The organism is Bifidobacterium sp. UTCIF-39 (genome assembly GCF_006408715.1).
In the GTDB taxonomy this organism is placed as follows: domain Bacteria; phylum Actinomycetota; class Actinomycetes; order Actinomycetales; family Bifidobacteriaceae; genus Galliscardovia; species Galliscardovia tissieri.
The window spans coordinates 57,843-84,204 of sequence record NZ_JEOG01000005.1 but is presented as its reverse complement, the minus strand read 5'-3'; the positions used below and the strand labels follow the sequence as shown (position 1 = coordinate 84,204).

Annotated in this window: 24 protein-coding genes and 3 tRNA genes; 4 read left to right on the top strand and 23 right to left on the bottom strand. The window is 62.3% G+C overall.

Annotation, left to right across the window (positions count from 1 at the left end; translation table 11 throughout):
- Positions 1-4: 4 nt before the first annotated feature.
- A complete protein-coding gene (gene nhaA / locus EP30_RS03190; protein ID WP_140556074.1) occupies positions 5-1,417 on the bottom strand; it encodes a Na+/H+ antiporter NhaA in 1,413 nt (470 codons plus the stop codon).
- Positions 1,418-1,537: 120 nt separating this feature from the next.
- Here nhaA and EP30_RS03185 point away from each other — a divergent pair.
- A tRNA-Arg gene (locus tag EP30_RS03185) sits at positions 1,538-1,614 on the top strand.
- Between the two features lie 187 nt (positions 1,615-1,801).
- Here EP30_RS03185 and EP30_RS03180 read toward each other — a convergent pair.
- The gene (locus EP30_RS03180; protein ID WP_140556071.1) at positions 1,802-2,032 is read right to left on the bottom strand and encodes a hypothetical protein; all 231 of its coding nucleotides are present in this window, start codon (positions 2,030-2,032) and stop codon (positions 1,802-1,804) included.
- Positions 2,033-2,235: 203 nt separating this feature from the next.
- Between EP30_RS03180 and EP30_RS03175 the strand changes: the two genes are divergently transcribed.
- Complete coding sequence (locus EP30_RS03175) at positions 2,236-2,484, top strand: helix-turn-helix domain-containing protein (RefSeq protein WP_140556069.1); 249 nt, start codon at positions 2,236-2,238, stop codon at positions 2,482-2,484.
- A 34-nt stretch (positions 2,485-2,518) separates the two neighbouring features.
- Here EP30_RS03175 and tsaD read toward each other — a convergent pair whose 3' ends face one another.
- The 6 genes from tsaD to EP30_RS03145 all read right to left on the bottom strand — a co-directional run bounded on the left by tsaD (position 2,519) and on the right by EP30_RS03145 (position 8,212).
- Positions 2,519-3,565 (bottom strand): tRNA (adenosine(37)-N6)-threonylcarbamoyltransferase complex transferase subunit TsaD, encoded by a 1,047-nt coding sequence (tsaD, locus tag EP30_RS03170; RefSeq protein ID WP_140556067.1) that lies wholly within the window; start codon positions 3,563-3,565, stop codon positions 2,519-2,521.
- On the bottom strand, positions 3,562-4,104 hold the full coding sequence (gene rimI, locus EP30_RS03165; protein ID WP_140556064.1) for a ribosomal protein S18-alanine N-acetyltransferase: 543 nt from the start codon (positions 4,102-4,104) through the stop codon (positions 3,562-3,564). The genes tsaD and rimI overlap by 4 nt, the downstream gene beginning before the upstream one ends.
- A complete protein-coding gene (gene tsaB / locus EP30_RS03160; RefSeq protein ID WP_140556062.1) occupies positions 4,105-4,899 on the bottom strand; it encodes a tRNA (adenosine(37)-N6)-threonylcarbamoyltransferase complex dimerization subunit type 1 TsaB in 795 nt (264 codons plus the stop codon).
- A gap of 72 nt (positions 4,900-4,971) precedes the next feature.
- Positions 4,972-5,559 carry a tRNA (adenosine(37)-N6)-threonylcarbamoyltransferase complex ATPase subunit type 1 TsaE gene (gene tsaE / locus EP30_RS03155; protein WP_140556060.1) on the bottom strand — a complete coding sequence of 196 codons (588 nt, stop codon included), beginning with the start codon at positions 5,557-5,559 and terminating at the stop codon, positions 4,972-4,974.
- A 63-nt stretch (positions 5,560-5,622) separates the two neighbouring features.
- Positions 5,623-6,603: a DNA polymerase III subunit delta gene (gene holA / locus EP30_RS03150; RefSeq protein WP_169713065.1), complete on the bottom strand. Its 981-nt coding sequence runs from the start codon at positions 6,601-6,603 to the stop codon at positions 5,623-5,625.
- Between the two features lie 16 nt (positions 6,604-6,619).
- Positions 6,620-8,212, bottom strand: a complete 1,593-nt coding sequence (locus EP30_RS03145; RefSeq protein WP_181160766.1) for a ComEC/Rec2 family competence protein — start codon at positions 8,210-8,212, stop codon at positions 6,620-6,622.
- Positions 8,213-8,229: 17 nt separating this feature from the next.
- Here EP30_RS03145 and EP30_RS11065 point away from each other — a divergent pair, with 17 nt between their 5' ends.
- Positions 8,230-8,352 carry a hypothetical protein gene (locus EP30_RS11065; RefSeq protein ID WP_258185336.1) on the top strand — a complete coding sequence of 41 codons (123 nt, stop codon included), beginning with the start codon at positions 8,230-8,232 and terminating at the stop codon, positions 8,350-8,352.
- Positions 8,353-8,583: 231 nt separating this feature from the next.
- On the opposite strand, the gene EP30_RS03140 is transcribed toward EP30_RS11065, so the two are convergent.
- The 15 genes from EP30_RS03140 to glyA form a co-directional block, all read right to left on the bottom strand.
- Positions 8,584-9,360, bottom strand: a complete 777-nt coding sequence (locus tag EP30_RS03140) for a helix-hairpin-helix domain-containing protein (protein ID WP_258185335.1) — start codon at positions 9,358-9,360, stop codon at positions 8,584-8,586.
- A 194-nt stretch (positions 9,361-9,554) separates the two neighbouring features.
- Complete coding sequence (gene leuS / locus EP30_RS03135; protein WP_140556054.1) at positions 9,555-12,542, bottom strand: leucine--tRNA ligase; 2,988 nt, start codon at positions 12,540-12,542, stop codon at positions 9,555-9,557.
- A gap of 143 nt (positions 12,543-12,685) precedes the next feature.
- Positions 12,686-13,486 carry a transporter substrate-binding domain-containing protein gene (locus EP30_RS03130; RefSeq protein WP_140556052.1) on the bottom strand — a complete coding sequence of 267 codons (801 nt, stop codon included), beginning with the start codon at positions 13,484-13,486 and terminating at the stop codon, positions 12,686-12,688.
- Positions 13,487-13,545: 59 nt separating this feature from the next.
- Complete coding sequence (locus EP30_RS03125; protein WP_094663548.1) at positions 13,546-14,496, bottom strand: magnesium transporter CorA family protein; 951 nt, start codon at positions 14,494-14,496, stop codon at positions 13,546-13,548.
- Between the two features lie 280 nt (positions 14,497-14,776).
- Positions 14,777-14,849 (bottom strand) — tRNA-Ala (locus tag EP30_RS03120).
- Positions 14,850-15,086: 237 nt separating this feature from the next.
- Positions 15,087-16,271, bottom strand: a complete 1,185-nt coding sequence (locus EP30_RS03115) for a hypothetical protein (RefSeq protein WP_140556050.1) — start codon at positions 16,269-16,271, stop codon at positions 15,087-15,089.
- A gap of 244 nt (positions 16,272-16,515) precedes the next feature.
- Entirely contained in the window at positions 16,516-17,247 is a 732-nt protein-coding gene (locus tag EP30_RS03110) for a histidine phosphatase family protein (RefSeq protein WP_140556047.1), read from the bottom strand.
- A gap of 1 nt (position 17,248) precedes the next feature.
- Positions 17,249-17,707 carry a ribosome silencing factor gene (gene rsfS, locus EP30_RS03105; protein ID WP_140556044.1) on the bottom strand — a complete coding sequence of 153 codons (459 nt, stop codon included), beginning with the start codon at positions 17,705-17,707 and terminating at the stop codon, positions 17,249-17,251.
- A 119-nt stretch (positions 17,708-17,826) separates the two neighbouring features.
- The gene (glmU, locus tag EP30_RS03100; protein WP_094663751.1) at positions 17,827-19,203 is read right to left on the bottom strand and encodes a bifunctional UDP-N-acetylglucosamine diphosphorylase/glucosamine-1-phosphate N-acetyltransferase GlmU; all 1,377 of its coding nucleotides are present in this window, start codon (positions 19,201-19,203) and stop codon (positions 17,827-17,829) included.
- Positions 19,204-19,341: 138 nt separating this feature from the next.
- A tRNA-Gln gene (locus EP30_RS03095) sits at positions 19,342-19,412 on the bottom strand.
- A gap of 109 nt (positions 19,413-19,521) precedes the next feature.
- Positions 19,522-20,538 carry a ribose-phosphate diphosphokinase gene (locus tag EP30_RS03090; RefSeq protein WP_140556042.1) on the bottom strand — a complete coding sequence of 339 codons (1,017 nt, stop codon included), beginning with the start codon at positions 20,536-20,538 and terminating at the stop codon, positions 19,522-19,524.
- Positions 20,539-20,644: 106 nt separating this feature from the next.
- A complete protein-coding gene (gene nadD / locus EP30_RS03085; protein WP_094663538.1) occupies positions 20,645-21,334 on the bottom strand; it encodes a nicotinate-nucleotide adenylyltransferase in 690 nt (229 codons plus the stop codon).
- On the bottom strand, positions 21,331-21,891 hold the full coding sequence (locus EP30_RS03080; RefSeq protein ID WP_094663536.1) for a phosphoribosylglycinamide synthetase: 561 nt from the start codon (positions 21,889-21,891) through the stop codon (positions 21,331-21,333). Before EP30_RS03080 ends, nadD begins: the two co-directional genes overlap by 4 nt.
- Entirely contained in the window at positions 21,888-23,189 is a 1,302-nt protein-coding gene (locus EP30_RS03075) for a glutamate-5-semialdehyde dehydrogenase (RefSeq protein WP_181160765.1), read from the bottom strand. The genes EP30_RS03080 and EP30_RS03075 overlap by 4 nt, the downstream gene beginning before the upstream one ends.
- A gap of 144 nt (positions 23,190-23,333) precedes the next feature.
- Positions 23,334-24,644, bottom strand: a complete 1,311-nt coding sequence (gene glyA / locus EP30_RS03070) for a serine hydroxymethyltransferase (protein ID WP_140556037.1) — start codon at positions 24,642-24,644, stop codon at positions 23,334-23,336.
- A gap of 193 nt (positions 24,645-24,837) precedes the next feature.
- Here glyA and thrC point away from each other — a divergent pair, with 193 nt between their 5' ends.
- Positions 24,838-26,322 (top strand): threonine synthase, encoded by a 1,485-nt coding sequence (gene thrC, locus EP30_RS03065; protein ID WP_140556213.1) that lies wholly within the window; start codon positions 24,838-24,840, stop codon positions 26,320-26,322.
- The last annotated feature ends 40 nt before the right edge of the window (positions 26,323-26,362 follow it).

Here is a 26,362-nt window from a genome sequence, read left to right as displayed (position 1 = left end):
ACATTCAGCTCCTTGTCTTTCGTTCGGTCTTTCCGGACGAACGTATCTTGTCGATCGACACGGTCACGCTGCCGTCTTCGCCCACGATCTCGTACTCGTCATCGGAGTCATCGGTCTGGTCTTCACCGTCGATCAGGCTTTCCGCGGCATGTTCGCGGAAACGCCGCGCCTGACGGCTGAGCAACACGCCGGCAATCGCCGCCGACAGCAGTGATCCCACCAGTACGCCGAATCGAGCCTCGCCGGACAACTCCGTATCGGCGTAGGCCAGCGATGCGATGAGGAACGATACGGTGAAACCGATGCCGCAGGCGCAGGCCGCCGGGAACAGGTCCCGCACGCGCAACCCCTTGGCCAGTTTCAGTCCGGCGAGGTGCGTGGACAGCCATGCCGTGATCATGATGCCCACGGGCTTGCCGACCACCAGACCGACTGCGATACCCAGCACCACCGGCGATACCAGCATCGCCGCGCTGATCGTTTCAAAATGGACTCCGGTGGCGAACAGCGCGAAGATCGGCAACGCCAGCAGGGCGGAGAACGGCTGCAATTTGTCCTTGTACCGTTCGGCGCGCGGAGTGGCCTCACCATGCATCTCGCGTGCCGGGGTGAGCAGTCCGACGAGCACGCCGGCAAGCGTGGGATGCACTCCGGCCTCGAACATCATCACCCAGGAAAGAATGCCGACCACAGCCACCGCCACCCACGGCACACGACGCCGTTTGACCAGCCAAGCCCATGCGACCGCGCAGAGCACAATGCCGAGGAACCAGTACCATGCGTTGAGGTTCGAGAAGAACAGCGCGATCACAATCACCGCAAGCAGATCGTCCACGGTCGCCAATGTCATCAGGAACGCGCGGATGGAGCCGGGCAGCCCCTTGGCGAACAACGCGAGCACGGTCAGGGAGAACGCGATATCCGTGGCCATGGGAACCGCCCATCCCTGAGAGACGTCGGCGAGCTCATGGGCCGTGCCGGTAGCGACCACGTCCATGCCGACGGGTCCGGGACCGAATGAGGAGAACAGAAAGACGGTAAGCAGGAACAACGCCGGCGGAACGAGCATACCGCCCACGGCGCAGGCCATCGGCACCGCGGCGGCCTTGGGATTGGCGAGGGAGCCGGTGGTGAGCTCCTGTTTGAGGTCAAGACCGACGACCAGGAAGAACACGGTAAGCAGACCGTCCTGAGCCCAATGGCCGATGGAGAGATTGATGTTGGTATATGGAATGCCGATGTGGATCTCCGACATCGTCTCGAACATGTGGGCCGTGGCGGGAATGTTCGCCAGCAACAGTCCGGCCAGCGCAAACCCCAGCATGATCAGTCCGGAAATCGTATCTGATGCCGCCACCCGATGGATCGCCCGCCATACTCCCCTATTGTTCGTCTCAGTCACGCGTTTCACTTCCATTCGCTGGCCGATTCTTTAAAAAGACAATGGTTGAAAGTCTACCAGTCAGGCGCGACACGCCGATTTTGCATATGCCACAATGCGAGTTATATTAATTGAGTTGTCGATTTGAGACAGCATGCGCCAGTAGCCCAGCGGATTAGAGCATCTGACTACGGATCAGAAGGTCGCAGGTTCGAATCCTGTCTGGCGCACCACCTACACCCCGGGAACGGAAACGATTCTCGGGGTTTTTGCATTTTCGTCGCGTTTGCGTTTTCGCCATCCGTCAGCTTGCCCAGACAAGCCCAAGCAAACCCGCCGGCAGCCAGTTGCGTCACCTCGTTCTCGCGAGGCAACGTAAACCCTGCCGTGCGACCCGTTCGGTCTTACCACATGCCGCCTCTACTGCATATCGCCGGGCCACAGTTTTTCGATGACGATATCGTCCTTCCCGTCGATCGGGAGATTGCGTCTCATCATCTCCACACCGGCGATGTTCCTGAAAAACGTATCCTCAGCGGGATCGAGTGCATTGAACGTATCCGTCAGCATATCGTCGTCGATGTTGGACAGCAGATCCGCCACCGCAGCAGTATTGTGACCGATATAGTGAAGCTCGGCAAGAATGTTCATGAAATCTTTCTTCCTAGGGCGCTTACGAAGAAACCACACTGCGCCGACAGGACCTCACCGTAGCACAATTCGCTCTTCTTGCGCTCACCATAGAAGCAAATACGGACTATATGCCGTGGACTGCATACCCTTTGAAACGGACCATGTCCCCTATGGTTACGAACGAAACGCCCTCAAGGGGCATATCGGCACATGAATCGGCAATGCAGCGACGCAGGGATCTCGGACAGGCCATAGTGCAACTTCGCAAAGAACACGATCTCAGTCAGGAACGACTGGCACTGGATGCCGGCATCGACCGCTCGTATATGGGCAGGATCGAACGCGGGGAACGATCGGTGAGCTATGACAAACTGTGGGCGGTCTGTGACGCTCTGCACATCAGTCTCGCCGAACTCATCCTGAAAGCGGAGTCGGTACATCGAGGCGTGAAAATCGAATCTCGCGATTGACCATCCGGATCGGATCGCCATCCCATGCAGCGCGCTACTCCATGCAGATCTTGGATAGCGGCATGGCCGAATCGATGGAGAAGTCGAGACTGCTGGGCTTGACACCGGCCTGCACCAGGTTCGAACCGAGCATGGCCACCATGGCACCGTTGTCGGTGCACAGTTTGATCTCGGGAATACGCACTTCGATGCCGTGCCGTGAACCGACTTCGAGCAGCTTGGCGCGCAGCTGTGAGTTGGCGGAGAATCCTCCGCCAACGATCAGCGTACGGGAGCCATACTGTTCGCAACCGCGCACGGCCTTCTTCGCCAGCACGGACGCCACCGAATCGGCCAGCGACGCGCACACGTCATCCACCGGAATGGTCTCGCCGGCGGTCTGACGCTCCTCGATCCACCGTGCCACGGCGGTCTTGACGCCGGAGAAGCTGAAATCATACGGATGCTTGGCACCGGCTTTGCCCTGGGTCAGTCCCTGCGGCACTCTGATGGCATGGGGATCACCCGACTGCGCATGACGATCGATATGCGGCCCTCCCGGGTAGGGGAAGCCCAGCAGACGAGCCACCTTGTCGAAGCACTCCCCCGCCGCATCGTCGAGCGTGGTACCGACCACGTCGACGTGACGGGCGACATCCTGCACATGCAGCAGCGACGTATGACCGCCGGAGACGATCAACGCCAGCGTATCCTCCGGGAACGGGCCGAATTGCAACTGCGTGACGGCGATATGTCCGATCACATGGTTGATGCCGTAGATGGGCTTGCCCGCGGCATAGGCCAGGGCCTTGGCTCCGGACACGCCGACGGCAAGGCATCCGGCAAGGCCGGGACCCGCGGATACGGCGATCGCATCCACGTCGGCGATGTCCATATCGGCGTCGGCGAGTGCCTTGGACACCACGGGTACGAAAGCCTCGGCATGGGCTCGCGAGGCGATTTCCGGGATCACACCGCCGTAGCGGGCGTGCTCGTTCATGGAGGATGCGACCACGTTCGACAGCAACGTGCCGCCGCATACTACGGCCGCGGCCGTTTCGTCACAGGTGGATTCGATGCCCAGCACCACGGGTTCGTTCATTGTGCCGCTCCTTCATTGTCGTGGATGTCTTGGTCGTTGCCCCTTGTCTGCGTCGTCTGCGTCGTCTGGAATCCCATGACGTGGGGCCTGATATCGGCGCTCATCGTGTATGCGTCGATTCCCTCGGGTTGGTAGTAGCGTTTGCGCCGCCCCATGATGGAGAAGCCGAACCGACGGTAGAGCGCGATGGCAGGGGCGTTGTCCACTCGCACCTCCAGCAGCATTCGTCGTGCCCCCTGCAGTTCGGCGTCGTGCAGCAGACGGTCGAGCATCGCCGCGGCGATGCCCTGTCGATGGTGATCCTTCGACACGCCTATCGTCATGAGTTCCGCGTCGTCTCCGTCATACCAGAATCCCGCGTAGCCCCGTATAGGTCCGTCCGGTTCATCGACGTCGAAGACGTAGGTGCGCGCCGGCGCATCGAGTTCCTGACGGATGGCGTTTTCGCTCCATGCGCCCTTGCCGAACAGCTCCCGTTCGAGTGCGGCAAACGCGGCGATCGCCCGATCACGGTCGATGTCATGCAATCCGACGAGCATTCAGACGGTCCTTTCGGCACCGGCGTGGTTGAGCACGTGCTTGAGCGGATTCGGCACTTCGGCGTCCGGGCGACGCAGGTACAGCGGTTCGATGGGATCGTCCGGGTGTTCGGCGTGCTGGACGATGGCCAGAGTGGCGAACAGGGACCAGCTCTCCGTCTGATCCAGCACGGATTCATCGACGATATCGCCCAGCTGTTCCACGTTCCTCAGCACGGACTCGTACTTGCCCGCACCGTGGCCCACCACGTCGACGACGATCGCCTCGACATCGCATCCGTGCGCCTCGGCATAGTCGCGGACGGCCGTGTTCACGCGGTCGACGATTGTGGTGGGGTAATCGATGTCCATGGCGATCAGCGGCACGGTCCGCGCCTCATCGTCGGTTCCGACGGCCGGTACTGCGCACAGTTCGAAATACAGCTGCTTGCGTCGAGCGTCATTCACTGCAAGCGTCAGCACATGCGGGCCGGCGGCGTTCCCCCTGCGCCGGATGATGTTCCAGTGCGCCTGCGGTTCCAGGATGTTCTGACCGATCAGCGTGGCTCCGGTGGCGAAGGCCAGTGCCTTGGCGGTGACGATGCCGGCGCGCAGGCCGGTGAAAGGCGCCGGGCCGGTACCGACGACGATCGTGTCGATGTCCTGCGGCGTGTTGCCCGAGCGTTCGATGGCGTGGGCGATGTTGCCCTGCAGTTTTTCCACGTGGGTGCGCGAATCGGTCTCGATGATCGGCTCGTAGCCCACGACGCCCACCGTCGAACCGTATGAGGTGTCGATCACCAGTGTGCAGCCCATGTAATCCTCCCTGTCTGCGTCAAGCCCTGCAAAAAGCCTGTAGTGAGTCTACACCGATCGGCGTCGGTGCGATCATGCGGGAAGTCGGCGATCCTGCCATGACTCGCCAACGGGAACCAGTGTGACGGTACGCATGCCGTCGCCGGTCAGCTCCCCGTCGTCGCGTGTCGCCGACGATCCGTCCAGCGGACGATCGATGTGAATCTCCAGACGTTCCGGGGCGAGGGCAGCCACCATCTGCTCGCCCCATTCCATGAGGATCACCGTGTTGTCGCTAGGATCCTCAAGCTCCTCGTCGAGACCCAGGGATTCGAGTTCATCGAGTAGCCGGCCCACCGCGTCCTGTCCCGGAGCGTAGGCGGTGCCGCCGAGACGGTACGCGTCGACGTGCACCAGATGCGCGCGCGCACCGTCGGCGAACCGTCCGTTGAGTTCACGGGCGATCGTGAAGGTGGGCGACACGATCGGTTCGGTGATTCCCAGACCGGCGCCAAACCCTTGGGCGAGGGTGGTCTTGCCGGCACCCAGCGGTCCGGACAGCAGCAGGACGTCGCCGCCGTGCACGATTTCGGCCAGCTGCCGGCCGATGCGACGCATGTCGTCGGCGGTCGGCGCCTGCAGGGTGATGGTTGTAGTGCTCGCGTTGTCGTTTCTGTTCATGGCATCCTCAATCGTATTCGTGACTCGTATCTCGTGTATCGCGGATATCGTCATCCGTCACATTCAGCCGCGGCCCTTGGTCGCGATGATCTCGATGGACCGTTCCAAAGCGTAGACGGGATCGCCGCCGTTGGTCTTGCTCTGCTCGTCCGCCCATGCGAGCATGCGGATGCAACGGGCCAGTCCGGCTGATGTCCAGCCCGGCAGCTGACGGGTGGCGTTCTTCAGCACCCATGGGTTGGTTTTTGCCTCAGCCTGGGAGATGGTCCCCGATTTCACGGCCGACGCCTTGGCCAGGGTGCGCAGCTTCATGGCGAGCGCGCCGATGAGCGCGATCGGATCCGTTCCCTGCTCGATGGCCGATCGCATGGCGACGATGGCCTCGGCGGTACGGCCTTCCACGGCCTTGTCGGCCACCATGAAGCCGGTGACCTGTGGATTGGCGATCAGATACTGGTTGACGCGGTCGAGCCCGATGATCTCGTCATCGAAATCGAAGCACAGTTGGGAGCACATGGCGGCGAGTTCACCGGTCTTCTCCCCCAGCACGCCGACGAGCTGCTGGGCTGCAAGCGGGTCCACGCGCCGGCCTTCGCGTTCGAACCGCTGATAGACGAAGTTGATCTTCGCGTCGGCTTTCTTGAGATCGGGAACGTCGATCCGTTTCGCGCCGGCACGCACCATGGCGTCGAGGATGCGCTTGCCCTTGGGGCCGCCTTCATGCTGGCAGATCAGAATGCTGGAGTTGGTCGGATCGTTTTTCGCCTGTTTGGTGTACGCGATCAACGCGTCGCCAAGACGATCGTCAGCGGACTGCAGATTGCTGATCTCGACGATTGCGATGTCGGAGAGCAACGACGGGCTGACGGCCTCGTCAAAGGCGTAGGAGTCGCATTCGGATGCATCGAGTTCCACGAGTTCCGCATCCGGACGTTGATCGCATGCCGCGTGACACAGGTCGCGCACATTCTGGGTGTTGAGGAACCGGTCCCCGCCGAATACGATGCTGACGGGCGCTCCGCCTCTGCCTTGTGCTGCTGCCATGCATCCTAATGTCGCGTCACTGCTGGACATCACCCACGTCCCGTTCGAACAGCATGGCGCGGGTCTCACGCCACCAGACGTCCGCACGTTCCATGTATCGCGCGCGATAGGGTTCTCCCTCCTCGTATGGATCGTCATATGACGGATGGGTGCCGTCTGATCGTCGTTGCATCACCATACGGGTCAATCGTCGGATCGCACTGCGGGCCGTCAGCATTATCAAGAACACGCCTGTCTCGATGAGCACGACGATCAGCGCGCCCACAGGCCCCTCCGTCCAAGGCAGAACACTGAATCGGGATCCACCGATCAGCGTGGCGCATCGTTCGATCGGCAACGTGCCAATACACGATCCCCATGCGAGCGCATATCCGACGACGGGGATAGCCCATGCCACGCAAAGCGACAGCAGACCGGCGATGGTGGCGAAGGCCACGAACGGCGCGACCAGCATGTTCGCAGGTACGGCAAGCACGGGCAGCTGCGGGTTCATCATGGTCTGCACGGGCAGGGCGAGGATCTGCGCGGACACGGTTACGGCCATCGTGTCGGCCAGCACTCGCGGCATGAACCGTCTCAGGAACCGTTCCACGGCGCCACCGAACAGGACCAGACCATATACGGCGGTGCAGGACAGGGCGAACCCGTAGCTGCGTGCCAGCGACGGGTCGAACAGTAGGGAGAGGATCACCGTCCAGTTCAGTCCGGCGAGTGCCTGCGATCGTCGTCCGGCCAGCAGGCAGGCGACGCCGCCCATACCCATGATCGCGGCGCGTAGCACCGAGTCGGAGGGGTAGACGAGTGTGCCGAGTACCGCATACGCGGCGACGATGCCGGCTGCGGTTATCCAACGTGGTGTCAGGAACCGGGCGCACAATCGTCGCATGAAGACCGCGGCAAGCACGAAATGGCTGCCTGACACCGCCATGAGATGCATGATGCCGGCCTGTTTGAAATCATCCTCCAATCGTTGCGCATACGCCTCGTCGACATCGTCGGCATCACCGGTGGACCATGCCCGTGGTTCCGTATCGGATTCCTCCGTCCACGGCGTCATGACGACGTCCTGTCCCAGCACACCGAGGGTGAGACCGGGCACCAGCACCCGACCGTACTCGGGAAGCCCGCGGGTGCCGCGGATGAAGGATTCCTGCATGGTGGTGCCGGCACGTCGCCACCAGACCGGCCGCGTGGTTTCGGTCACCGCATCCGGATCGTCGTCGACGATCAGCCATGCCGTCGCCGTGCCGAACCGGGGCTGACGCAGGGTGCCGACGATACGGTATGCGGCTCCCTGCCGTAATCTGCAGGCGGAACCGGTCGCGTAAACGCGCACCGCAAGCGATGACGGCAGGCGAATGAGATCGATCGTCACTCCGTGCACGCGGATGTCGGTCTGGCAGTCGGCGTCACGGAGGGAGGCCGTGGCCATTGGCGTGGATGTCGTGGCGATGACCTCGACGGTGGTATCCGCGCCGTCGGCGATGGCAGTGGCGATAGGATCGCCGGACTGTTTCATGTCGGTCATTCCGCCGATGACGAACGCGCAGAGCGCCGCGGCGACGATCACGATGACATGGCAGCGCAACGACATGGCGTCAACGGTCATGAATCGCGGTCGAGGAGATGATCGACGTCGAAGCGATGATCGACGTCGAGGGCGTCTGCCATATCGATGCCGACGAGCGTTCCGGTCACGATGACGGCAATACGATCGAACGGCCACGCCACACGCCAACGCGGCGATAAGAATGACGAATGCGACGATCAACGGCATCCGGTCGGCGATCATGGGCCACATTGTCCTGTCGTCACCAATGGCGTTGCCGATGGCATCGGCATAGTGGACGAACAGCAGGTGTTCCGCCAGCATTGCGCTCCAGACGGCGAGCGCGCAGGGCAGCATGCGCCAGTCTCGACTTCCCTGCTCCCGGTCATGATACGGTCGCGACGATGACCGACGTCCCCCATTTCGCGCCGTCATGGCCGCACCTCCACGTAGGGGCGGATCTTCTCCAGTGTTTTGGCGCCGATGCCGGAAACGTCGAGGAGTTGATCGACGCTGGTGTACCTGCCGATCCGGTTGCGATGGTCGACAATGCGTTGCGCGGTGACCGGGCCGACGCCTTTGATGGTCTGTAACTCCTCCACGGTCGCCGTATTGAGATCGATCAGCGTCGATGTGGGCGTCGAAGTCGGAATCGGAGAGGGAGCGGTCGCATGGTCGTTGTCGTCCGATCCTGACGATGGCGAATCCTGAGGCTGAGACTCAGACGGGTTCTGCGGCGGGGCCGATGCGGGTGGGGACGATGAAGTGGATGACGATGTGCTGGAGTCGGTCGGTGCCGACGATGCGGGTGGCGTGTCAGCCGAGCTTTCTTTCCATGACATGGCGCTGAGACGTATGCCCTGCTGCACCAGCAGAGTGAGGCTGAGGCTCAAGGCCACTACGAGGATCAGGATGATGATGATGGCATGCCGTGGCTCCAATGCCAATCGGGGGCGGTCACGCGCAATACGTCGCTCCAGCAGGTCGTCGGCTCCCCCGTCGTCCACGGTGACGCCGGCGAGCATGCCCAGCATCGATGATGATCCGGTCCGAGCCGGCGGGGCATCGTCACCGATGACTGGATCCAATGTCATGGTCGGGTCCGTTGGATCGGCATAGTCCGCCGGCAATGGCACCTCGGTGACGGGCAGGTCACGGATGCTGGGCGGGTCGGACGACCATTCGGAATGAGGCAGGGGTTTCGGCACTCTTCCACCATGGGCTTGCGATCACCGACGGCGCAAGCCATACAGGACGATGTGGTCGAATGGAACCCCCTCCTCCTCCACCTAACGCTGCAGTCACCATCGCATCGATCACTGCAATACGACTGTGGGGGTTCCTCTCCACGAGAGGGACCCCCACGGCTTTATCAGAACCGCCGATTCAGTGAGTCACCGAATCAGTTGGCAGGCACCACGGAGACGATCTTCGGGGCCTTGACGATCACCTTGCGCGGCGGCTGGCCGCCCAGCCTGGACTGCACGGCGGGCAGTGCCAGAGCGAGCTTCTCCAGCTCCTCGGCGGAGATGTCGGGGCTCACCTCGAGCTTGCCACGCACCTTGCCCTTGACCTGGACCACGGCGGTGACGGAATCCTGACCCACGTACTGCTCGTCGGCGACCGGCCACGGCTCGTGCGCCAGCGACTTGGGGTGGCCGAGCCTGCGCCACAGCTCCTCGCAGATATGCGGGGCGATCGGCGACAGCATGAGGATCAGCGGCTCGACCGCGGAGCGCGGCACGGAGTCCAGACCCGTCAGGTGGTTGTTCAGCACGATGAGCTTGGAGATCGCCGTGTTCGGGCGCATGGCCTCCATCTCCACGGTCACATCGTGGATCGTATTGTTCAGCAGCTTGAGCGTCTTGACGTCGAGCTCGTCGTCGGACGCGTGGGCCTCGCCGGTGTTTTCGTCGATCACATTACGCCACAGACGCTGCAGGAAGCGCATGCCACCCACCACGTTGCGCGTGTTCCACGGACGGGACTCGTCCAGCGGGCCCATGCTCATCTCATACAGACGGAACGTATCGGCACCGTAATTGGCGTACATGTCGTCCGGCGTAATGATGTTCTTCAGGCTCTTGCCCATCTTGCCGAACTCGCGGTTGGCGTGCTGGCCGTGCCAGGTGAACGTCGGTTCGCCGTTCTCGTCGGCCGGTCCCTCCTCCACTTCGGCGGCGGGCACGTACTGGCCACGGTCGTCGGTGTAGGCGTACGCCTGGATCATGCCCTGGTTGAACAGCTTGTGGAACGGTTCGGCCGAATCCACGTAGCCTAGATCGAAGAGCACCTTGTGCCAGAAACGCGAGTACAGCAGGTGCAGCACCGCGTGCTCCACGCCGCCGATGTACAGGTCCACGCCGCCCGACTTGCCGGACGTGGCGTTGTGGTTCGGGCCCATCCAGTAGTCGAACTCGTCCTTCTCCACCATGTGTGCGGTGTCGGTCGGGTCGATGTAGCGCATGTAGTACCAGCAGGAACCAGCCCAGTTCGGCATGGTGTTCGTGTCACGGTAGTAGGTCTTCTCGCCATCGCCCAGATCGAGCGTGACCTTGACCCAGTCCTCGTTGCGGCTCAGCGGAGCCTCCGGGTTGGACTCGGCGTCCATCGGGTCGAAGGTGCGCGGCTCATAGTCGGGCACGTCGGGCAGGTTGATCGGCAGCGCGGAATCGGGCAGCAGATGCGGGGTTCCCTCCTCGTCATAGACGATCGGGAACGGCTCGCCCCAGTAGCGCTGACGGCTGAACAGCCAATCGCGCAGACGGTAGCTGACCGTGCCCTTGCCCACGCCGGCGGACTCCAGCCATGCGTTCACCTTGGCAATGGCGTCGTCCACACGCAGACCATTGAGGCTCAACGCATCGCCCTTGGTCGCGGTCGCATCGACGGAGGAGTTGATCACGATGCCATCGTGGCTGACGAACGGGGCCTTGCCCTCGTAGTTCGACAGATCGTCGCCGGATTCCGGCAGCGGCTGCACGGTGTAGATGACCGGCAGGCCGAACTTCACGGCGAAGTCGTAATCACGCTGATCGCCACCAGGCACGGCCATGATGGCACCGGTGCCGTAGTCCATGAGCACGTAGTCGGCGGTGAACAGCGGCAGCTTCGCGCCGGTGATCGGATTGACGGCGTACAGACCGGTGAACAGACCGGTCTTCTCGCCGCCCTCGTCCACACGATCCTTGGCGGTCTTGGATTCGGCGGCCAGACGGTAGGCCTTTACGGCCTCGACGGGCGTGGCGTAGCCGCCCTTCCACTCCTCGGGCGTCTCGGCCGGCCATTCAGCGGGCACGTCCTCGAGCAGGTGGTGTTCGGGGGACACCACGGCGAAGGTGGTGCCGAACAGGGTGTCGGGACGGGTGGTGTAGATCTCCATGTCGCGTTCGCCGTTCGGCGTGGCCACGGTGAAGTGCACGGATGCACCGTGGGATTCGCCGATCCAGTTGCGCTGCATGAGCTTGACCTTCTCGGGCCAATCGATGGTCGCGAGATCCTCGATCAGACGGTGGCCGTAGGCGGTGATGCGCATGGACCACTGGCGGAGCTCACGCTGGAAGACGGGGAAGTTGCCGCGCTCGGACTTGCCTTCGGCGGTGACCTCCTCGTTGGCGAGCACGGTGCCCAGACCCGGGCACCAGTTGACCGGGGACTTGGAGATGTAGGCGATGCGGAAATCGTTGAGCACGTCCTGCTGCTCGGCCTCGGTCAGGTCGGCCCAGGACTTGCCATCGGACTCATGGCCCGGGATGGCCTTCTCTCCGGATTCGAACTTGGCGATCAGCTCGCCGATCGGACGGGCGGATCCCTTGGAACCACTGGGGTTGGTGGCGTCCTCGTCGTACCAGGAGTCGTAGATGCGAGAGAAGATCCACTGGGTCCAGCGCACATAGCCGGGATCGATGGTGGCGAAGGAGCGACGGTTGTCGAAGCTCAGGCCCATGCGATGCAGCTGGCGGCGCATGTTGGCGATGTTCTGCTCGGTGGTGATGCGAGGATGCTGACCGGTCTGCACGGCGTACTGTTCGGCGGGAAGACCGAAGGCGTCATAGCCCATGGCGTGCAGTACGTTCTCGCCCTTCATGCGGTGGTAACGGCTCACCACGTCGGTGGCGAGGTAGCCAAGCGGATGACCCACGTGCAGGCCCTTGCCCGACGGATAGGGGAACATGTCCATGGCGAAATACGAAGGACGTCCCTCGGCGTTGCGCCCGTCGCCGTCCTTCAGATCGCCGTTGACGTTGGCCGCCCAGAAGGTGCCTTCATCGTCCCAGCGCTTCTGCCAGTCCTCTTCGATCTTCTGCGCCAGATCGGCGTTGTATCGGAATGCGGGTTCCCCGTTCTCGCTCCGCTGTGCGACATCGGCCTCGGTTGCGTCCTGCGCCATGTTGCTCCTTTGTCTGACAAAATTCCAAGTAACAGGGGCAATTATCACCACACATCCGGACACGCCGCATCCGCCGTCCCAGTTGGTGAGCGGACCGGCGAGCGCTTCACGGCCATGAGTGGAAATAGGCGTGGTGGGACTGATCAGGCCCGGTATCCTATCCTGCCGAGTGTGTCGGCGTACACTCGGGCCAGGGATCCGTCCTGTTCCATGCCGTCAAGTGCTTTCTTCACTTCCGAGGAGAGCTTGTCGCTGCCGGTTTTCAGTCCGATCCCGTATTGGCCTTGCGCATAGTCAAGTCCCAGCGTCGTCACTTTGGCGGTGTCCGCGGATGCGACCATGCCGGCGAGTACCGCGGCCTCGGCGGAGACCGCGTCGACCATTCCCGTCATCAGCGCCGTGGTGCATTGGGTGGCGCTGGGCTGTTCGAGCAGCGTGATCGATGCGCCAAGGGCCTGCTGGAGATCGTCCACTGTGCGGCTGCCGGATACCACGCATACATGTCGTCCGGCAAGATCGCCGATGGTGTGGATGTCATCGGCATCCTGTGCCAGCATCATGACGTCCTGTCGTCCGTCGAGATAGGGGCCGACGAAGTCGTAGCCGAGCGCATTCATGGCGGAATCGTCGGCGGCCGTGGTCTTGTCCACGTACATGCCGGTAACCATGTCCACATCGCCGTTGGCGAGCATGGACACCCGCTGGTCGTAGGGCGCCTCCTCCCATACGATCTGCCATTTCGCATAGCCAAGCTTGCGGGCGACGTATTCGGCGACCTCGATGTTGAATCCGCTGTACTGGCTGCCCTTGCGCAGCCCCATGCCGGGCTGGTCGAAGGTCACGCCGATCACGATGCGTGGACCGGTCACCTCGCTGACGTCGAGTGGGCTGCGCCCGCAGGACGACAGGGTCAGCGTGAGCGTGGCAACCAGAACGGCAGCCAATCCCCTTATGATGCGGCCTGATCGCCATGCCGCGACATCGCCATGCACGTGGCGTCCCCCTACTTGAACATGCGGGAGCGGGTGAGGAACCAGGTCACCAGAGCGGAGACGATCAACGATATGACGATGATCGCCGCGAAGCCCCACGTCTTGTCGGTCAACGGCATTCCCAACTGTCCCTCGGCAAAGTTCATGCCGTACATCGAGAAAATAAGCGTGGGAATCGACAGTGTGATGGAGATGATGGTGAACACTCGCATCACATTGTTCAGGTTGTTGGACACGACGGACGCGAATGCGTCGGTCATGTTCGCAAGAACGCCGCTGTAGATGTTCGCCATCTCGATGGCCTGTTTGTTCTCGATGATCACGTCCTCGAGCAGGTCCTCATCGTCGGGGTACTGACGGATTCGTGTCAGTGTGTTGAGCTTCTCCATCACGATTTCGTTCGATTTGAGCGACGTGGTGAAGTAGACCAATGTCTTGCTCAGCTCGAGTAGCATCAGGATCTCACGGTTCTGCATGGAGTGACGCAGCTTGAGTTCCAGCTTGTCGCTCTCGCGGTCGATGATGCGCAGATACCGCAAGTACATGGTGGCGTTGCGGTACAGGATCTGCAGGATGAACCGGGACTTCATGAACGTGTTGAATCCTCGGATCGTGCCTTCCATGAACGGATGGAGCACCGGGGTGTCCTGCATGCAGACGGTGATGATCACGTCATCCACAAGAATGATCGACAACGGGATGGTCTCGTACCAGTCGCGGCCGCCGCGTTCCTCCACGGTCGGGATGTCGACGATGATCATCGTGTAGTTGTCCTCGACGTCCACACGTGACCTCTCCTCATCATCCAGCGGGGCCCGCAGATCGGCAAGATCGATGCTGCAGGTTTCGGCAACGGTGGCAAGCTCCACATCGGTCGGTTCGCTCAGACATATCCATGATCCAGGAGCCGGTTTCTCAATCTGCTCGATCTGCCCACTGACGGTGCTGAAAATCCTCATCATCGCACATCACCTGCCTTCACCCGGTCGCCGTACCATTACCCGTACGCCTAGCTGTCCTTCAACTGTCGATTGTGTTGCTTTCGATGCCGTCAATCAATACGTTGTCAATTTGCGATATCTACGTTTCCACCAGCGGTGTTGTCGCAAATACCTCAATAAGGATAGCCCCGACCCTGACTTCATGTCGGCCGGGCCGCACCTCGAGTGTTATGGATCGGAGTACATGCCGGTACGGAATTGAAAAAGGTCCGGAACCCATACGGATTCCGGACCTTATCAGTGGAGCTAGGGGGATTCGAACCCCCGACCCCCTCCATGCCATGGAGATGCGCTACCAGCTGCGCCATAGCCCCGTCAGCCATTGTTCATAGCTATGAACAACTAACCGGTCGTTTCGGACTTGAAATATATTACACGCGCACTCCAGTACACGCAACTTCGGCGTGTCCTATAGGCACATCGTGTTGTGCGAGTGCCACAAAACGGGGCGCTCGCGCATATATGCAACATCGCCGGACACACGGCCGTTGATGGCCATGCGTCCGGCGACGGAGATCATTCATATCGGCCGGCGGAATAACACGGTGATCCTACTGGATGCTGGTGGTACCCGTGCTGCCGGTAGTGGTATCGGAGCCGGTCGAACCGGAACCCGACGTGCCGCTGGATCCCGACGAATCGGAGCCGGTCGAACCAGAGCCGGTCGAACCGGAACCGGTGCCGGAATTCGAAGTGGAACCGGAACCCGTCGAACCCGACGTACCCGATCCGCTGGTACCGGTGCCGGAACCTGACGAATCGCTGCCAGTGCCGGAACCCGTCGAACCGGAACCGGAATTCGATGTCGAACCCGACGTTCCGGAGGTGGTGTCGGATTCCCCGGAGGTACCGGTGCCCGTGGTGGACTCCGAGGAGGAGCCCGTACCGCTGGTGCCCGTGGTGGACTCCGATGTGCTGCCGGCATGTTCACCGGTGCTTCCGGTGGATTCGTCCGTGGGCTCGTAGGTGTCACTCGTCTTCTTCTCCGTCGGCGCAGTGGGCGTGGCGGTCTCGCTCGGCGTCACGGTCTGCGTGGTTTGCGTCTGCGACGGCAGATGACGACGAACCACGTCGTCGGTGCCCTGTCCGTTGGTGAGCAGCAGGACCACGCCGGCGCTGATGCCTACGGCGACCAGTGCGGTCACCACCGAGATGATGATCGCCTTGCGATGATTGTCCTGTTCGGCCGCCTTCGACGCGGCGAGCACACCCTTGACGTTCTTGGTTCCGGTGCCGGCCGCGCCGGAAATCGTGGTACGGCCACTGTGGGATGCTGCCGAACGACCGACCGTGGGCATGACCTTCGTACCGTCAACCGCCGTGCCATCGGAGGACAGCACTCGGGTGGCATCCGCTGCGGGAAGAGTCTGCGTGGCGTCACCCACCGCCGGCATGACCGTGGTGCCGGATGCCGCCTCGTTGCCCAGCACCTGAGTGGAGTCGGCTTCGACGGCATCATCCGTTTTGGCGGCGACGTTCTTGGTATCGGAGGATTCGGACGACGAATCGTCGTCCTCGGAATTGATCTGCACGACCTCCTGAATCTTCTTTCCGGATTCGCGCAGTACGTTCTGGTAGACCTGCGAGGCCACCGTGGAGACTATGGAGCCGACCGCCGTGCCGATCACCGATCCCGCGATGCCGATCTTCGCGGAGAACAGGAAGGACGTCACTGCGGCGAGCGCGCCGGCGATGACGGGAACGGTCGATATGTTCTTGAAAAACTTATTGAACAATGGACCTCTCTACATGGATTGCAATTGTGGTTCCTTTATCAGGGGTCAGCGTAGACGAAATCGGATACGACACGACGGGGAACCATTCATCTGCACATAAATTCTCATACTCCGTCACATCATCGTCACAAGCGGGACGAATATCGGGGGTATGGATGGGTGCTCGTAACACGGAGGTCTCATTGGCGCCCGCTGACGCGCAGCGCCAATCTACGATAACTTGGGGGTCACGGCAGTTTGAGGATCACGGCAGTTTGGGATCGGCCCATCCCCCGTCCTCCACGGCGGCGGGCCCCTGATTGAACGCTGCAAGACGCCAGCGGATCACGCCGTCCGGCAGATCCATGGGGATCAGCCTCACCCAGTGGGCGTTGCGCAGGGACACGAGCGACGCGAAGTCGGGATGGACGAGGTCAAGACCGAGAAGAGTCTGCAGGGTCTGCGAGATCCACGCTCCGTGGGAGAACACGAACAGGTCGGTGTCGTCGCCGGCGCGCCGGGCCCAGTCGTTGACCGCTTCGGTGCCTCGCATGCCGACATCGTGCTTGGATTCGGCTCCGTGCCGCATCTCTCCACCCTGGAATGCCATCCAGGCTGCGAAATCGTCCGGCCAGCGCTCCTCGAGCTCGCGTAGGGTACGCCCCTCCCACTCCCCGAAGTCACGTTCGCGCACGCGCGGGTCCGGATGCACTTCCACGCCGAGCGGGTCAGCAAAGGCATGGGCGGTCTGCATGGCACGGATCAGATCGGAACTGACGACCATCTGGCGCGCGTGCGGCCGACCGCCCTGTTCGCCGTCCACATAGAGTCTGCGCAGTGATTCCCCGGCGCGTTCCACCTGCCACATGCCGGCGGCGTCCAGCGGAATGTCGGTCTGTCCCTGAAGGCGTCCGGCGGCGTTGTATGCCGTACGGCCATGACGGACCAGCGTGACTGAGTGGACGTGCGTCGCTGTACGGGAATCATTCTGGGCCATGTCAGCGTCCTTCCACGGAGGATACGGTCTGATCCGCGAGTTCGTCAGCGGCGTCGGCGTTCTCTGCGATTGGGTTCACGGTGCCGCTGGTTTCGGGATGTTCGAGGTGCAGGTCGATGGCCGGGCAATCGGCCCACAGTCGTTCCAGATCATAGTATTCACGCTTGTCGTCAAGCATGACGTGCACGACGAAATCGCCGAAGTCAAGCAGGACCCATTCTCCTTCGGTCTTGCCCTCGCAGTTGCGCGCATCCACATGTCGGCGCTCATGCAACTGACGTTCGATCTCGTCGGCGATGGCCACGACCTGACGGTCGGATGATCCCGATGCGATCAGAAAGGCATCGGTGATGCCGATCATATCGCTCACATCGAATGCCACGATATCGGTGGCTTTGATGGAATCGGCCGCCTGGGCGGCGATGCGTACGGAATCGATGGAATCCTGTGCTGCGGGCACGGACGCTCCTTTCACCTCACACTGTTTGATCTATTGTCCATTGATCTGGTTATCGCATTCAAATCAGGACCCGTCCGGTCATCAATCCTCGACAACCGACGACCGGACGGGATCTGTCATCACTCGGCGGGCTTCCAGCCCTCGACCACGTGCTGCGTGTTCTCCGAGTACACCATGGAATCGGCGGGCACGTCGTGGCGTACCACGGATCCGGCACCGGTGGTCACGCCGTCGCCCACGGTGACGGGCGCCACGAACAGGTTGCCGGCACCCACGTGCACGCCGGAGCCGATCTCGGTGTGATGCTTGCGCTTGCCGTCGTAATTCGCGGTGATGGTGCCACCACCGATGTTGGTGTGCTCGCCGATGTGTGCATCACCCACGTAGCTCAGATGCGGCACCTTGGTGCCGTTGTCGATATGCGCCTTCTTCATCTCCACGAACGCTCCGGCCTTGGTACCCTCGCCCAGCTCGTTGCCGGGACGCAGGTAGGTCCACGGGCCGATGTTCGCGGCCTTGCCGATATGGGTTCCCTGCACACGGGAGCGTTCCACCACGGCCTCCTCGTCGATCACGGCGTCGATCAGCGTGGTGTACGGTCCCACGACCGCGCGCTCGGCGACGGTGGTGTGTCCCTGCAGGAAGCTGCCGGGCAGCACGGTCACGTCGCGGGCGAGCTTGACGTCGTCATCGATCCAGGTGGTGTCGGGATCGAGGATCGTCACGCCGGCGCGCATCCAGGCCTCGCAGATGCGACGATTGTGCTGTTTGGCGAGCGATGCGAGCTGCACACGGTCGTTGACGCCCTCCACCGCAAGGGCGTCAGGAGCGGCATAGGCGCCAACGCCGCCGAATTCCTTGGCCTTCTCGAGGGCGTCGGTCAGGTAGAACTCGCCCTGCGCGTTGTTGTTGCTCAGTCCGGCGATGGCCTGGGACAGCACCTTGGCATCGAACACGTACACCGACGTGTTCACCTCGTGCACGGCCAGTTCGGAGGAATTGGCGTCCTTCTGCTCCACGATACGCAGCACATGGCCCTCGGAATCGCGGATGATGCGACCATAGCCGGTGGGATCATCAAGAATCGTGGTCAGCACGGTGGCGGAGTTGCCCGATGCGGCGTGGAAGTCCATCAGACGACGCAGCGTGTCGGCGTCGAGCAGCGGCATGTCGGAGGCGGCGATAAGCACGGAACCGTCCAGCTGGCCGTCGGGGGAAAGCTGGGCCATGGCGCACTGCACAGCACGACCGGTACCGGGAATGTCGTCCTGCTGCACGATGGTCACGTTCTCATCGTACGAGCGGGCGGCCTCGGTCACGCGTTCGGCCTGGTAATGCACCACCACCGCCAGAATGCCCGGATCGAGCGCGCGGACGGACGACATCACACGGTTAAGGAACGTCCTGCCCGCCAAGGTGTGCAACACCTTCGGATCGGCGGACTTCATGCGGGTGCCTTCACCGGCGGCAAGAATTATCGCAGCGCTGAATGCCATGTTGAAATCTTCACTTTCCTTGTGATCGCGGACCCATCCGGATCCTTCGTTGATTGGTTGTCGTCGATATGGATCGACGTTGATCGGTATGCAAAAGGGCCCGAACGACGCGAACGTCATCGGACCCTTTCGGTCATGCTCCCCCACCTGGACTCGAACCAAGACAAAGGGTTCCAAAGACCCGTGTGCTGCCATTACACCATGGGGGAACGGCGGTCGAAACCGCCGAGTCACTATTATGCCATGACCTCGAGAGCGTGACGAACGACACTGCGACACCGTTGGAATGTCAACTGTGTCGCAGTGTGTCGCGATCGGTCAGGCGAACAGGAATCCCTGCCCATGATGCGTCGGATAGGTATCGAACAGCTCGGCCACCGAGCCATCGCTGAACACGGCCTTGATGGCGCTGGCGAGCAGCGGCGCAATGGACAGGACGGTCAGTCCCTCCCAACGCTTCTCCACCGGGATCGGCACGGTGTCGGTCAGCACGATCTCCCGGGCACCGCAGTTCTTGAGACGTTCCACGGCCGGCCCGGACAGCACGCCGTGCGTGGCCGCGACGGTGATGGAACGGGCACCGGCATTCTTGAGGACCTGGCAGGCGCTGGCGATGGTGCCGGCGGTGTCGATCAGGTCGTCGACAAGCACGCAGTCCTTGTCCTTGACATCGCCCACCACGCGGTTTGCGACGGCGTGGTTCGGACGGGTGATGTCACGGGTCTTGTGCACAAACGCCAGCGGGCAGCCACCGAGACGCTGCGCCCACTGTTCGGCCACCTTGATGCGGCCGGCATCCGGGGACACGACGGCGATGTTGGACAGATCAAGACGGTCACGCACATAGTCCACCAGCACCGGCATGGCGATGAGATGATCCACCGGACCGTCGAAGAAGCCCTGCGACTGCGCGGCGTGCAGATCGACGCTCATGATGCGGTCGGCACCGGCCGTCGCCAGCAGATCGAACACCAGACGGCAGGAAATGGGCTCGCGGCCGAGATGCTTCTTGTCCTGACGGGAATAGCCAAGCATCGGGCACACGGCGGTGATGGAACGGGCGGAGGCGCGCTTCAGCGCGTCGATCATAATGAGCTGCTCCATGATCGCCTTGTTCACCGGCGTGGTATGGCTCTGCAGCACGAAGACGTCGGCGCCACGCACCGATTCGGTGTAGCGCACGTACATCTCGCCATTGGCGAAATCATACGAAGTCGTCTCCAGAATATCGATGCCGAGCTGATCCGCCACATCGGTGGCCAGCCTTGGATGGGCCCTTCCGGTGACGAGAATGAGATTCTTATCAGGCTTTCCTTCGAGGATTGCGCTCACCATATCTCCAAACGTGTGTGAGGTCCAACGACAATTGACCACTATAGAGGCCGACTTTGACAGGGCAACTACGCAAAGACCGCGGTTTTCCTTGGAATTACAGTAGTTATCAGTGATACAGACCGTGTTTTGAAATGTACTGCACCACGCCGTCCGGCACGAGATACCATACCGGCTCGCCATCACGACTCCGTCGACGCACATCCGTCGACGAGATCGCCAGCGCCGGAATCTCGAGCATATCGACCGCCCGAGCGGGCACGTCCAGCGTCTGCATGTCGGACGAATACCCGGGGCGCGAAACCGCGACGAAGTGGGCCAGACCCCACATCTCGTCGGCGTCTTTCCACCGCATGATCTCGGCCACTGCGTCCGCACCGGTGATGAAGAACAGCTCGGCGTCCGGACGTGCCGCATGGATGTCACGCAACGTGTCGATCGTATAGGTCACGCCAGGACGGTCGATGTCCACACGAGACACCGTGAACTGCGGATTCGACGCCGTGGCGATCACGGTCATCAGATACCGGTCCTCGGCATTGGTCACCGCCTTGTCGAGCTTGAACACGGGCCGGCCGGTGGGCACGAACATCACCTCGTCAAGGTCATACACCCATGCCACCTCGGACGCAGCCACCAGATGGCCGTTGTGAATCGGGTCGAACGTGCCGCCCATGATGCCGATGCGCGGCACTCGATGTCGATTGCCGCGGGCCGACCGTCGGCCCCACGACCCCTTGCCCAAGCCGCTGAGCTCGGACATATTTCTCACCGGAGGATCATTCACCGCCTCGCTCATGCCTGACCTCCGGCGCGCTGCTCCTCGTCCTCGACCTCCGATTCGCGCTCGACGTCACTGGCGTTTCCACTCGAATCGGGATCGATGCGGTCCATGTCCTCATCCCACTCCTCCTGAACCACGCGACGGATCTCGGCGAACGTGGGCAGCGGGAATCCCGGCTGGAATCGTTTGCGGATCTCGGCGACCTGCTCGGAGATGCGGATGAGCACATCCGTCATATCGTCGATGCTGTTCTCGCGCTCGCACTCGCGGAAACGCGTGATGTACTCCTCCATCATCTTCACATGGCCGGCGATGGTCCGAAGCTCGTCGGACTGCACATCGACCACGTCCTCGGCGTCGGCATCGGGCCATCCGATCAGCACCGCGTCAGCATATTCCAACGCGGAACGCTGTGGTGCCGTGGGAATGCCATCCTCGATCTGCACCAGAAAGACATATCGGACGATGCTCAGGCGTTCCGCCGCCACACGAAGCCACATATTGCGCTCGTCGGACGCCTCGGCGCGCCGCACCATCTCATCGACGTCGAAAGCCTTGTCGTTCTCGCTCATGCGCGCACCTGCCCTGTTCCGTATCCGATCCACTTGGTCGTTGTCAGCTCCTCCAATCCCATGGGTCCGCGGGCGTGCATCTTCTGCGTGGAGATGCCCAGCTCCGCACCAAGACCGAACATGCCGCCGTCGGTGAACCGCGTGGACGCGTTGACCATCACCACGGCGGAGTCGATACGGGCGGTGAACCGTTCGATATGCGAGTAGTCCTCGGAGATGATCGCCTCGGTGTGCCCAGTGGAGTAGGCGTTGATGTGATCAATGGCCTCGTCGAGGGAGTCGACCACCTTGACGCCCATCTCGTAGTCGAGATATTCGGTGGACCAATCCTCTTCGGTGGCGGGGACGATGTCGAGCCCGTCGATGCCGGCGTTGACGATGATGCTCAGCGCGGCCTCGTCGGCGTGCAGCCTCACGCCATGCTCGGTGAGCGCATGGGCCGCCACGGGAAGGAACTCCTCCGCCACGGATGAATGCACGAGCAGTTTCTCCGCGGCGTTGCACACGCCCACGCGTTGCGTCTTGGCGTTGATGATGATCGGCAAGGCCTTGTTGAGATCGCCCGATTCGTCGACGTAGATATGCACGTTGCCGGCACCGGTTTCGATGACCGGCACCTTGGAGTTCTCCACCACGGCGCGGATAAGCCCGGCACCGCCGCGCGGCACCAGCAGATCGATATGACCGCGCGCCTGCATCATCGCGGTGGCACCGTCCCTGCCGAACCGGTCGACGCTGGCCACCAGCGCCGGATCGAAGCCATGGGCGGATAGCACGTCGCCGATCACCTCAAGAGTGGCCTCATTGGTACGACGGGCGGCATGGCCTCCACGCAGCAGCACGGCATTGCCCGACTTCAGACACAGTGACGCCACGTCGACGGTCACGTTCGGGCGGGCCTCATAGATCATGCCGATCACGCCGATGGGCACGCGGACCTGATTGAGCCGCATGCCATTGGGAAGGTTGCGTCCGCGCACCATCTCACCCACGGGGTCCGGCAGCGCGGCCACGTTGCGCACACCGTCAGCGGTGGAAACGATACGGTCCGTGTCGAAACGCAGACGATCAAGCAGCCCCTGGCTCATGCCCGAATCGCTGGCCTCGGCCATATCCTCGGCATTGGCGCTCTCGATGTCCCCGGCGCCGTTCACCAAGGCGTCGGCTATGTCAAGCAGCAGTGCGTTCTTGACCTCGGTACTCGCCCCGGCAAGCGTCTGCTGGGCGTGTGCAGCCTCATCGGCCATGGCACAGACCGCGTCGAAGACGCCATCCGCCAGGCTGTCCTGTTCGGCCATGAAACTCCCCTCCGTGTGCGTGAAACATCCGTTCATGCCAATATACCGCCATATCCTCCCCAAAGCGGGGTGAACATGGCGGTATATGTCAATGCGATGGGGATATCCCCCAGCAGGCGCGATCAGTGCGCTATCAGTACGTGATCAGTGCACCTGATCGAGTTCCGGGTAGAGCGGGAAGTCCTCGACGAGCCTGTCGACGCGCGCCTTGAGCGACTCCACGTCGGCGGACTTGCCGGCTGCGAGCGCGGTGCCGATGATGTCGGCCACCTCCTCGTACTCCTTGGGACCGAAGCCGCGGGTGGCGAGCGCGCTGGTGCCGATGCGCAGACCGGAGGCCACGGACGCCGGACGCGGATCGAACGGCACGGTATTGCGGTTGATGGTGATGCCGCACTGGGCGAGCAGATCCTCGCCCTGCTGGCCGTCCATCTCGCTGTTGCGCAGGTCGACCATCACCAGATGCACGTCGGTACCGCCGGTGAGCACGGAGATGCCGTTGGCCTTCACGTCGTCGGAGGTCAGACGCTCGGCGAGGATCTTGGCACCGTCGAGCGTGCGCTGCATGCGGTCCTTGAACTCGGGGGTGCCGGCCACCTTGAAGCTCACGGCCTTGCCGGCGATCACGTGCATGAGCGGGCCGCCCTGCTGGCCGGGGAACACGGCGGAGTTGAGCTTCTTGGCGTACTCCTGCTTGGCCAGGATGAAGCCGGAACGCGGGCCGCCGAGCGTCTTGTGCGCGGTGGAGGACACCACGTCGGCGTACGGCACCGGGCTCGGATGCAGTCCGGCGGCGACCAGTCCGGCGAAGTGGGCCATGTCGACCCAGAACTTGGCGCCGACCTCGTCGGCGATCTCCTTCATGGCCTTGAAGTCCTCGATGCGGGGGTAGGCGCTCCAACCGCCGATGATCATGGCCGGGTGCGTTTCGAGTGCGCGCTGGCGGATGATCTCGGGATCGATGCGGAAGGTCTCGGGGTTCACGCCGTAGGCTTCGGCGTGGTAAAAGCGGCCGGAGAAGTTGATCTTCATGCCGTGGGTGAGATGGCCGCCGTGGTCGAGGGCCAGACCGAGCACGGTGTCGCCGGGCTTGACGAGCGCCTGGTAGACGGCGGCGTTGGCCTGGGCTCCGGAGTGGGGCTGCACGTTGGCGTATTCGGCGCCGAACAGTTCCTTGGCACGGTTGCGGGCGATGGTCTCGAGCTTGTCGACCTGTTCGCAGCCGCCATAGTAGCGACGTCCCGGATAGCCTTCGGCATACTTGTTGGTCAGTACGGATCCCTGCGCCTGAAGCACGGCACGCGGTACGAAGTTCTCGGAGGCGATCATCTCGAGACCGTCCTGCTGACGATGCAGCTCTGCAGTCAGGATGTCGGCGATCTCGGGATCGGCCTCGGCGATCGGCGCGTTGAACGCGTCGCCCGGCTTCTGGGGGTAGGACGTCTGTTCCGTCATGGTGCTCCTCACTTCGTTGCACACGGATATGAATGACCTGTTCAGTTTAAGGCGGCATTTGCATCGTGCCAATCCCCGTAACGGTTTTGTCTCATAAACGTTCGTGAGACGCCCGACCGCGCTTGCCCAGCGCTACCGGTAGACTGACGGCTGTCCACACAATGTTTTCTAGGAGATTCCGAGGGTTTTGACCGTGACCACTTTCCACAGCACGCGCAGCACCACCGATTCGCTCACCGCTAAGCAGGCCATCCGCAAGGGCATCGCCGACGATGGTGGCCTGTTCGTCTCCGACTCGCTGGGCTCCGAGCGCGTCGACATCGCCTCGCTGGCCGGCAAAAGCTACCAGCAGATCGCCCAGACCGTGCTCGCCAAGCTGCTTCCCGACTTCACCGAGGAGGAGCTGTCCGACTGCATTCGAGCGGCGTACGGCGACCAGTGGTCCGACCCGGCCATCACGCCGCTCAAGCCGCTCGGCGACGACTACATTCTTGAGCTGTTCAACGGCCCGACGAGCGCGTTCAAGGATGTGGCGCTGCAGATCCTGCCGCGGTTCATGGCCCGCACCACCCCGGACGACGGTGACGCCGACGAGAAGATCATGATCCTCACGGCCACCTCCGGCGATACCGGCAAGGCAGCTCTGGCCGGCTTCGCGGACGCTCCGGGTACCGCCATCACCGTGTTCTATCCGGAAGGCAAGGTCAGTCAGGTCCAGCAGCTGCAGATGACCACGCAGACCGGTTCCAACGTGAACGTGTGCGCGGTCAAGGGCAACTTCGACGACGCGCAGTCGGCAGTCAAGCGCATCTTCGGCGACCATGAGCTGGCCGCCGAGCTCGCCGGCGAATCGCACACCGTGCTGTCCTCCGCCAATTCGATCAACGTGGGCCGTCTGGTGCCGCAGGTGGTGTACTATTTCGCCGCCTACGCTCAGCTGCTCGAGGATCAGGTGATCAACGTGGGCGACGAGGTGGAGTTCTGCGTGCCCACCGGTAACTTCGGCGACATCCTTGCCGGCTACTACGCCAAGCTGCTTGGTCTGCCCGTCAAGCATCTGATCGTGGCCAGCGACAAGAACAACGTGCTGTTCGACTTCCTGACCACCGGCACGTACAACCGTCAGCGCCCGTTCTTCCAGACCATCTCCCCCTCGATGGACATCCTCATCTCGTCGAATCTGGAGCGCATGCTCTACTACTTCTCCGACAAGGACACCCGTCTGATCTCCATGCTCATGAACGATCTGAACCAGTGGGGTGCCTACGAGGTGCCCGAGGAGATGCTGGCCAAGATCCGTTCCCTGTTCGGATGCGGCTGGGCCGACGAGGATCAGGTACGCGAGTCGATTCACGACTGCTGGGAGAAGAACCACTACGTGATCGATCCGCATACCGCCTGCGGCTACTTCGTGATGCAGCAGATCCCGCGCGATCCGCTTACGCCGCGCGTGCTGCTAAGCACCGCCAGCCCGTACAAGTTCCCGCGCGTGGTCAATGAGTCCCTTGGCCTCGACGCCACCGGCACCGATTTCGAGTGCATGGATGTGCTGTCCAAGGCCACCGGCACCACGGCCCCCGCCGCGCTGCGCGGATTGGAGACCGCGGACGTGCGATTCGATGACGTGGTGGAGATCGACGCGATGGAGGACTACGTCCGTTCCGCCGCCGAGAAGTAAGGCACGCACCCAAGTTCCTTCTTCGCATATTGCATGAGGA

What these genes read in the sequence shown, in the direction of transcription:
- tsaE (WP_140556060.1), bottom strand. Translation starts at nt 5,559, where the DNA reads ATGAACAGAAACGACAACGCGAGCACTACAACCATCACCCTGCAGGCG.
- nadD (WP_094663538.1), bottom strand. Translation starts at nt 21,334, where the DNA reads ATGAGCGAGGCGGTGAATGATCCTCCGGTGAGAAATATGTCCGAGCTC.
- holA (WP_169713065.1), bottom strand. Translation starts at nt 6,603, where the DNA reads ATGGCAGCAGCACAAGGCAGAGGCGGAGCGCCCGTCAGCATCGTATTC.
- glmU (WP_094663751.1), bottom strand. Translation starts at nt 19,203, where the DNA reads ATGGCATTCAGCGCTGCGATAATTCTTGCCGCCGGTGAAGGCACCCGC.
- EP30_RS03125 (WP_094663548.1), bottom strand. Translation starts at nt 14,496, where the DNA reads ATGATGAGGATTTTCAGCACCGTCAGTGGGCAGATCGAGCAGATTGAG.
- EP30_RS03145 (WP_181160766.1), bottom strand. Translation starts at nt 8,212, where the DNA reads ATGACCGTTGACGCCATGTCGTTGCGCTGCCATGTCATCGTGATCGTC.
- EP30_RS11065 (WP_258185336.1), top strand. Translation starts at nt 8,230, where the DNA reads ATGATCGACGTCGAAGCGATGATCGACGTCGAGGGCGTCTGCCATATC.
- EP30_RS03180 (WP_140556071.1), bottom strand. Translation starts at nt 2,032, where the DNA reads ATGAACATTCTTGCCGAGCTTCACTATATCGGTCACAATACTGCTGCG.
- glyA (WP_140556037.1), bottom strand. Translation starts at nt 24,644, where the DNA reads ATGACGGAACAGACGTCCTACCCCCAGAAGCCGGGCGACGCGTTCAAC.
- EP30_RS03075 (WP_181160765.1), bottom strand. Translation starts at nt 23,189, where the DNA reads ATGGCCGAACAGGACAGCCTGGCGGATGGCGTCTTCGACGCGGTCTGT.
- tsaD (WP_140556067.1), bottom strand. Translation starts at nt 3,565, where the DNA reads ATGAACGAACCCGTGGTGCTGGGCATCGAATCCACCTGTGACGAAACG.
- EP30_RS03080 (WP_094663536.1), bottom strand. Translation starts at nt 21,891, where the DNA reads ATGAGCGAGAACGACAAGGCTTTCGACGTCGATGAGATGGTGCGGCGC.
- EP30_RS03175 (WP_140556069.1), top strand. Translation starts at nt 2,236, where the DNA reads ATGCAGCGACGCAGGGATCTCGGACAGGCCATAGTGCAACTTCGCAAA.
- EP30_RS03110 (WP_140556047.1), bottom strand. Translation starts at nt 17,247, where the DNA reads ATGGCCCAGAATGATTCCCGTACAGCGACGCACGTCCACTCAGTCACG.
- leuS (WP_140556054.1), bottom strand. Translation starts at nt 12,542, where the DNA reads ATGGCGCAGGACGCAACCGAGGCCGATGTCGCACAGCGGAGCGAGAAC.
- rimI (WP_140556064.1), bottom strand. Translation starts at nt 4,104, where the DNA reads ATGCTCGTCGGATTGCATGACATCGACCGTGATCGGGCGATCGCCGCG.
- tsaB (WP_140556062.1), bottom strand. Translation starts at nt 4,899, where the DNA reads ATGGGCTGCACACTGGTGATCGACACCTCATACGGTTCGACGGTGGGC.
- EP30_RS03090 (WP_140556042.1), bottom strand. Translation starts at nt 20,538, where the DNA reads ATGGTGAGCGCAATCCTCGAAGGAAAGCCTGATAAGAATCTCATTCTC.
- nhaA (WP_140556074.1), bottom strand. Translation starts at nt 1,417, where the DNA reads ATGGAAGTGAAACGCGTGACTGAGACGAACAATAGGGGAGTATGGCGG.